Source organism: Pseudooceanicola lipolyticus, from assembly GCF_002786325.1.
Classification (GTDB): Bacteria; Pseudomonadota; Alphaproteobacteria; order Rhodobacterales; family Rhodobacteraceae; genus Pseudooceanicola_C; species Pseudooceanicola_C lipolyticus.
The window spans coordinates 1-7,186 of the sequence record NZ_PGTB01000177.1 but is presented as its reverse complement, the minus strand read 5'-3'; the positions used below and the strand labels follow the sequence as shown (position 1 = coordinate 7,186).

The 7,186-nt window shown below is 66.3% G+C and carries 7 protein-coding genes; 3 read left to right on the top strand and 4 right to left on the bottom strand.

The features are described 5' to 3' along the window. The 3 genes from CVM52_RS22115 to CVM52_RS22105 form a co-directional block, all read left to right on the top strand. Positions 1–335, top strand: a 335-nt coding sequence (locus CVM52_RS22115) for a P-loop NTPase family protein (protein WP_503128399.1), incomplete at its 5' end; no start/stop codon positions are given. 44 nt (positions 336–379) lie between these two features. Continuing rightward, positions 380–2,554 carry an RNA degradosome polyphosphate kinase gene (locus CVM52_RS22110; RefSeq protein WP_100164547.1) on the top strand — a complete coding sequence of 725 codons (2,175 nt, stop codon included), beginning with the start codon at positions 380–382 and terminating at the stop codon, positions 2,552–2,554. A gap of 120 nt (positions 2,555–2,674) precedes the next feature. Further along, positions 2,675–4,219: a Ppx/GppA family phosphatase gene (locus CVM52_RS22105; protein WP_100164546.1), complete on the top strand. Its 1,545-nt coding sequence runs from the start codon at positions 2,675–2,677 to the stop codon at positions 4,217–4,219. 18 nt (positions 4,220–4,237) lie between these two features. Here CVM52_RS22105 and CVM52_RS22100 read toward each other — a convergent pair whose 3' ends face one another. The 4 genes from CVM52_RS22100 to CVM52_RS22085 all read right to left on the bottom strand — a co-directional run bounded on the left by CVM52_RS22100 (position 4,238) and on the right by CVM52_RS22085 (position 7,106). Continuing rightward, positions 4,238–4,924 (bottom strand): SOS response-associated peptidase, encoded by a 687-nt coding sequence (locus tag CVM52_RS22100; protein WP_100164545.1) that lies wholly within the window; start codon positions 4,922–4,924, stop codon positions 4,238–4,240. An 84-nt stretch (positions 4,925–5,008) separates the two neighbouring features. Then, positions 5,009–5,374 (bottom strand): hypothetical protein, encoded by a 366-nt coding sequence (locus CVM52_RS22095; RefSeq protein WP_100164544.1) that lies wholly within the window; start codon positions 5,372–5,374, stop codon positions 5,009–5,011. 38 nt (positions 5,375–5,412) lie between these two features. Next, positions 5,413–6,426 (bottom strand): endonuclease/exonuclease/phosphatase family protein, encoded by a 1,014-nt coding sequence (locus CVM52_RS22090; protein ID WP_100164543.1) that lies wholly within the window; start codon positions 6,424–6,426, stop codon positions 5,413–5,415. Then, positions 6,426–7,106: a molecular chaperone DjiA gene (locus CVM52_RS22085; RefSeq protein WP_100164542.1), complete on the bottom strand. Its 681-nt coding sequence runs from the start codon at positions 7,104–7,106 to the stop codon at positions 6,426–6,428. The genes CVM52_RS22090 and CVM52_RS22085 overlap by 1 nt, the downstream gene beginning before the upstream one ends. Positions 7,107–7,186: the final 80 nt, after the last annotated feature.

Genomic DNA, 7,186 nt, shown 5'->3' with positions numbered 1-7,186 from the left:
CGGGGCAGCCGCTGCTGCTGACCGGGCGCGGCGCGCCGCGGCACTGGAACCTGGCGCTGGCCGATATCCAGAGCCGGGTCGATGCCGCCTGCCACGTGGCGCTGGACGCGCCGGATGATGCGCTGCTGGCGGCGGTGCTGGCCAAGCTGTTCGCCGACCGCCAGATCGCGCCAAAGCCCGAAGTGATTCCCTATCTCGTCCGGCATATGGAACGCTCGTTCGAGGCGGCGGCAGCAATGGTGGAAATGCTCGACAAGGCGGCGCTGGACGAGGGCCGCACATTGTCTCGCGCGCTGGCGGCGCGGCTGATTGGCGGCGGTGCCGAGACCAGTTAAGCTCGGGTCACCAAACAGTTACATCCAATTCGCATAAAGCCGCCATGACACAGACAGATTTCCTCAAATCCGATTTCGTTCCCGCCGTCGAGCTGAGCGACCTGGACATCACCGGACCGGGCCGATTCTACAATCGCGAACTCAGCTGGCTGGGCTTCAACTGGCGGGTGCTGGAAGAGGCGGAAAATCCGCGCGTGCCGCTGTTGGAGCGGCTGCGCTTCGTTTCGATCTCGGCCAATAACCTGGACGAGTTCTTCACCGTCCGCGTTGCCGGTCTGCGCGAACTGGCCCATGCCGGCAACACCACCCCCGCCGCCGACGGGCTGAGCCCGGCGGAACAGCTGGTGCTGATCCGCGAGGATGCGCGCAAGCTGATGCAGTCCCAGCAGCGTGCCCTGCACGCGCTGCGCGGCGAAATGGCCGAGGCCGGCATCGCCATGCTGACCCGCGACGAGGTGGATGCCAATGACCGCAGCTTCCTGGCCGAGTTCTTTCTCAACAAGGTCTTTCCGGTGCTGTCGCCGCTGGCCATCGACCCGGCGCACCCCTTCCCGTTCATCCCGAACACCGGATACTCGCTGGCGCTGGAACTGGAGCGCCGCCGCGACAAGCGCAGCCTGCAGGCGCTGCTGCCGATCCCGGCCCAGATCAGCCGCTTCGTGCGGCTGCCCCCCGATTCCGGCAAGGACCGGTTCCTGCCGCTGGAAGAGCTGCTGCTGCTGGAAATCGAAAGCCTGTTTCCCGGCTACAAGCTGAAATCCTATTTCGAATTCCGCGTCCTGCGCGACAGCGACCTGGAAGTCGAGGAAGAGGCCGAAGACCTGGTGCGCGAATTCGAGGTGGCGCTGAAACGGCGCCGCCGCGGCGAGGTGGTGCGGATGACCTATTCGGCCGGCGCGCCGGAAAAGCTGCTGGCGACGGTGATGTCGGAACTGGGCGTCGATGACAGCGAACTGATCGAGGTCGATGGCATGATCGGCATGGCCGATCTGAGCGAGATGGTGATCGACACCCGCCCCGACCTGCTGTGGCCCAGCTTTACCCCGCGCGTGCCCGAACGGGTCACCGATTTCGAAGGTGACATGTTCGCGGCGATCCGCCAGAAAGACATGCTGTTGCATCACCCCTACGAGACCTTCGACATGGTGGTGCGGTTCCTGACCCAGGCGGCGCGCGATCCCGACGTGGTGGCGATCAAGCAGACGCTGTACCGCACCTCGAAGAACTCGCCGATTGTCGAGGCGCTGTGCGAGGCGGCGGAAGACGGCAAGTCGGTGACCGCGCTGGTCGAGCTGAAGGCGCGGTTCGACGAGGCCGCGAATATCCGCCAGTCGCGGCGGCTGGAACGCGCCGGCGCGCATGTGGTCTACGGGTTCATGGACCTCAAGACCCATGCCAAGATCTCGACGGTGGTGCGGCGCGAGGGCGATCAGCTGGTGACCTATACCCATTACGGCACCGGCAATTACCACCCGATCACCGCGCGGATCTATACCGACCTCAGCCTGTTCACCTGCGATTCCTCGCTGGGGCGCGATGCCACCAAGGTGTTCAACTACCTGTCGGGCTATGCGCAGCCCGAGTCGCTGGAAAACCTCGCGATCTCGCCGATCTCGCTGAAACCCCGGCTGATCGAGATGATCGACGCCGAAATCGCCCATGCCAAGGCGGGCAAGCCGGCCGAGATCTGGGCCAAGATGAACTCGCTGATCGACAGCGAGGTGATCGACGCGCTGTACCGCGCCAGCCAGGGCGGCGTGAAGATCAGCCTGGTGATCCGCGGCATCTGCGGTATTCGCCCCGGCATCAAGGGCTTAAGCGACAACATTCGCGTAAAATCCATCGTCGGACGGTTCCTGGAACATTCCCGCATCGTCTGTTTCGGCAACGGTCACGGGCTGCCGTCAAAAAAGGCCCGCGTCTTCATCTCGTCGGCCGACTGGATGGGGCGCAACCTGAACCGGCGGGTCGAAACCCTGGTCGAGATCAACAACGCCACCGTCAAGGCGCAGATCGTCAGCCAGATCATGGCGGCCAACCTGGCCGATGTGGCGCAAAGCTGGGTGATGGCGCCGGATGGCAGTTTCACCCGCAGCCCGCTGACCGAGGGCGAATTCGCCTTCAACTGCCACCGCTTCTTCATGGAAAACCCGTCGCTGTCCGGGCGCGGATCGGCCGGGGCATCGGACGTGCCGCAGCTGACCCATGCCGCCGACTGACCGCACCCTGCGGCTCTCTCCCCACCCAGCGTGACGCTGCGCCAACCGGCGCGGCGTCAGGTCAAAGATTGACCCGCGAGGCTGCATGTCGCAAATTGCCCCGAATAGACCGGGGAATTCATGAATCAGCGTATGGAACCCACCGGAACGAACTGGGACGTCTTCGGGCGCCCCCTGTTCGAAGACCCAAGTGCACGCGCCTTGTCGCGAGTCGGCGTGATCGATGTCGGATCGAACTCGGTCCGGCTGGTGGTGTTTGACGGCGCCGCGCGGTCTCCGGCCTATTTCTACAACGAGAAAATCATGTGCGGCCTGGGCGCGGGCATGTCCGAAACCGGCCGCCTGAACCCCGAGGGGCGGGTGCGCGCCCTGGCGGCGCTGAAACGGTTTGCCTGCCTGGCCAACGGCATGGACCTGCCGCCGCTGACCGCCGTCGCCACCGCCGCGGTGCGCGATGCCGAGGACGGGCCGGAGTTCTGCGACGAGGTGCTGCGCGAAACCGGGTTGCGCATCTGGGTCATCGGCGGCGAGGAAGAGGCGCGGCTTTCCGCCCAGGGCGTGCTGCTGGGCTGGCCCGGCGCCTACGGCCTGGTCTGCGATATCGGCGGCTCGTCGATGGAACTGGCCGAAATCTCAGATGGCCGCGTCGGCAAACGCCTGACCTCGCAGCTCGGCCCGCTCAAGCTGGGCGGGTTGCCCGGCGGTCGGCGGGGCCGCAAGGAGCATATCAAGACGGTGATGGCCGGGCTGAGCGAGCAGATGGGCGAACAGCACAACCGCCTGTTCCTGGTCGGCGGAAGCTGGCGCGCCATCGCGCGGATCGACATGGCGCGGCGCGGCTATCCGCTGAGGGTGCTGCACGAATACCGCATGACCCCGGCGGCGGTGCGCGAAACCGCGCGCTTCATCGACGCCAGCGACCTCGACGCGCTGCGCAGCAAATGCGGAATCTCGGCGTCGCGTATGGCGCTGGTGCCGATCGCCACCGACGTGCTGGTGCGGCTGGTGCGCACCTTCGGGCCCAAGGATATCGCGATTTCCAGCTATGGCATCCGCGAGGGGCTGCTGTACGAACAGATGCCGCAGCACCTGCGCGACCGCGACCCGCTGATCGAATCCTGCCATTTCGCCGAGGCCAAGGACGCCCGCCTGCCCGGCTTTGGCAAGATGCTGTTCGATTTCGTCATGCCGCTGTTCCGCAGCGCGCCGCCGGCGCGGGTGCGGATCATCCAGGCCGCCTGCCTGCTGCACGATGTCAGCTGGCGCGCGCATCCCGACTATCGCGCCGAGGTCTGTTTCGAAAACGCCACCCGCGCCAATCTGGGCGGATTGAAACATTCCGAACGGGTCTTCCTCGGCCTCGCCCTGCTGCACCGCTACCGCAACAAGCGTGAAGGCACCGCATTCGAAAACCTCTACACCCTGCTGGATGAAAAAGGGCTGCACCAGGCCGAGGTGCTGGGCAAGGCGATGCGGTTCGGCGCCATGTTGTGGATGCATGCCGACGAGCCCCTGGGCGAACTGGGCTGGCAGCCGAAGAAAAAGCTGCTGACCCTGACCCTGGCGGAAAAGGCCCGCCCCCTGTTTGGCGAGGTCGCCGAAGCGCGGTTCATGTCGCTGGCCCAGACGCTGGGCGCCGAGGTGGTCGTCAACACCGCGCCCTGACCGCGCGCCCTGCCCCTCTTACAGGTCGAACCCGTCGCGCTCGATCAATTCGGGCCCGTCATCGTCGCGCCCGAACGGCCTGACGCGATAGGTCTGGTGTTGCCAGCCGGTACCGTAATCCTCGATCACCTCGTCATCACTGACCGCGGCGGTCAGCCAGTCCCTGCACTGGGCCTGGCGCAGGATGATCGGCATCCGCGGATGCAGCGCCGTGATCTTGGGATCGGCGGCGCGGGTCAGAATGGTGCAGGTGCGCAACCCGTTCGGCAGCCGCGACATCAGCCCGGCGAAAAAGAACAGATCGGTGTTGGTTTCGGGCCGGATGAACCAGGGCTGTTTCTTGCCCTTGCTGCCGGTCCATTCGTAATAGCCGATCGCCGGGATGATACAGCGACCCGAGGTCCAGGCGATGCGGAAGGTCGGTTTTTCCCGCGCCGTTTCGACCTTGGCGTTGAAGGTCGTCGCCTTCCAGTCGCCGGCCTCGCCCTTGTGCCAATGCGGCACGAACCACCAGCGCGCGGTGGTGGCAACGGCGCCATCCTCGTGCAGATACCCGACCCGCACCTGCTGGGTCGGCTTGATGTTCCAACCGGTCACCGCCTGCGGCGCCTCGCCCTCCTCGACCTTGGGCGCGTCGAGAAAGTCGCGCATGATCTTCAGCATCTGCGCCTGGGTCAGATGTCCGGCTGCAAAACGTCCACACATGGCCAAACCATAGCCGGGATTTTCCGCTTGGCCAGTCCTGTGAAGGGGGATGGCGGGCCGCGAGCGGCGGCGATGCGCCGCGGCTCAGATATCCGTCGGCCCGGCGGGCGGCAGCGCCTCGGGCTCCGGCACCTCATCCGGCTTGCGGCGGATGATGATATCGCCATTGGGCAGGATCTCGGGCGCCTCATAGCGCGACCAGTCCTCGACCTCTTCCAGGATCCCGGCCAGCGCCGGTCCCATCTCGGACAGGAAACGGCGCATGCCGGGGCCGTATTCGGCCACCATGTCCTGCAGGTCGCGCAGCGCCGGCGACACCTCGTCGCGCAGCCCCTCGAAGAACAGTTCCAGCCCGCGCTGCATCATCGAGCCGCTCTCGTCCCCCTCCTGCGCAGAGGCGGGCGTGGTCGACAGGGCCAGGGCAAGGACAAAGGCAAGCGGCTGTTTCATGCGCCCTATATAGGGCGTCCAGGGCGATCCGTTAAGCCTCAGATCTCGATATCCAGCGTCAGCGGAAAATGATCCGACGCCGTCAGCAGCGCGTCGCGCAGCTCGCTCACCTGCCAGCAGCGGGCATCGTCGAACGGGTGCCAGATGCGCCAGGCCGGACGGCGCGCCATCAGGTCGGGCGACACCATCGCGTAATCCAGCAGTGCCTGCAGATAGGTCTGCCGGTCCCGCATCAGGAACCGCGCGGTGGTGGGCATCGCCCCCAGCCGCCGCTGCAGCGCCTGGCGCGCATGCGGGTCGAACAACTCGTCGCCCAGCAGAATTTCGACTGACGAGCGCCCGAACAGCCCCTCGTATTCGTCCAGCCCCGGCCCGTCGTTCAGATCGCCCATCAGGATCAGCGAATCGCCGGCCTCCAGGTGCTGTTCGATCCGCGCCCTCAGCCAGATCGCCTGCGCCAGCTGCTTGCGCCGGTTGGCGATCGAGATGCGCATCACCGCATCGCGATTGGTGGCGCCATGCGGTGCCTTGGATTTCAGATGCGCACCGATCAACCGCAGTTCGGTGCCCTGCGCGGTGCGCACGGCCAGTTCCAGCGGCGGCTTGGAAAAAGTCACAAGATCCTCGCTGGCGTCGAAATTCAGGTCGATGCGAAAGCTGCCGTCGAATCGCGGCGCCTGTCGGTCACCTTTGCCGCCGGTCTCAGCGCCGCGCGGATCGTGCCGGGCCGACAGCGCGTCGGGATCGTATAACAGGGCGATTTCCTGCTGGGTGTCATTGGCAAACCCCATCACCGCGCGGCGCTGGCGCAGCTGAAAGCGCTCGGCAAAATGCTCCAGCGCCACCACCGTGTCCTGGCGGCGCCCGGTATTGGGCGCCTCGACGATCAGCACCGCATCGGCCTCCAGCGCGGTGAACACGATTCCCAGCGCCTCGATCTGCTGGCGGCGGGTGACATCCTGCCGCCCCGACCAGCCGTCATCGGCCACCAGCCGGTTCTGTTCGTCAAACAGGTTGGCAAACCATTCGACGTTATAGGTGGCCAGCCGCATCAGGCGGCGCCTGCATTGATCTCGTCCCAGGCGGTGTTGATGTCGCGCATCCGCTTTTCGGCCAGCTTGACCGCCTCTTCCGGCACCCCGCGCGCCATCATCCGGTCGGGATGGGTGTCGCGCACCAGCCGGCGCCAGGCCTGGCGGATCTGCTCGCGCGGCATGTCGGGGCTGACCCCCAGCACGGTATAGGGGTCGGGCTTGGCATCGGGAACGAAGCGGGCGCGCAGGGCGCGGAAACGGGCTTCGCTCAGCCCGAAAATGCCGGCCACGTCGCCCAGGAACTGGTCCTCACCCGGGTGATAGCGGTTGTCGGCCATGGCGATGTGGAACAGCCCCTCCATCAGGTCGTTCAGCGTGTCGCTGTCGGGGCCGAACATCTGCCGGATGGAACGGGCATAGTCCTGGTAGCCGGCAACATCGGTGCGGGCCAGGTTGAACACCCGCGCCGCCTGTGCCTCGTCCTCGGGAGCGATCTGGAACACTTCGCGAAAGGCGGTGACCTCGTCGCGGGTGACCTGGCCGTCGGCCTTGGCCATCTTGGCGCCCAGCGCGATCACCGCGATGGTGAAGGCGACGCTGCGCTCGGGCGGGGTGCGCAGGCGCTCGAACACCGTGGTCAGGCTTTCGCCATTGGCCAGCGCGCTCAGCGCATCGGTGATGCGGGTCCAGATCGACATGGCGCGACCCTAGCCCGCCGCGGCGGCGCTGTCAGGTGCGCTGTCGCGCCGCATGCGGGCGGGGATCGGCCGCGGCTGGC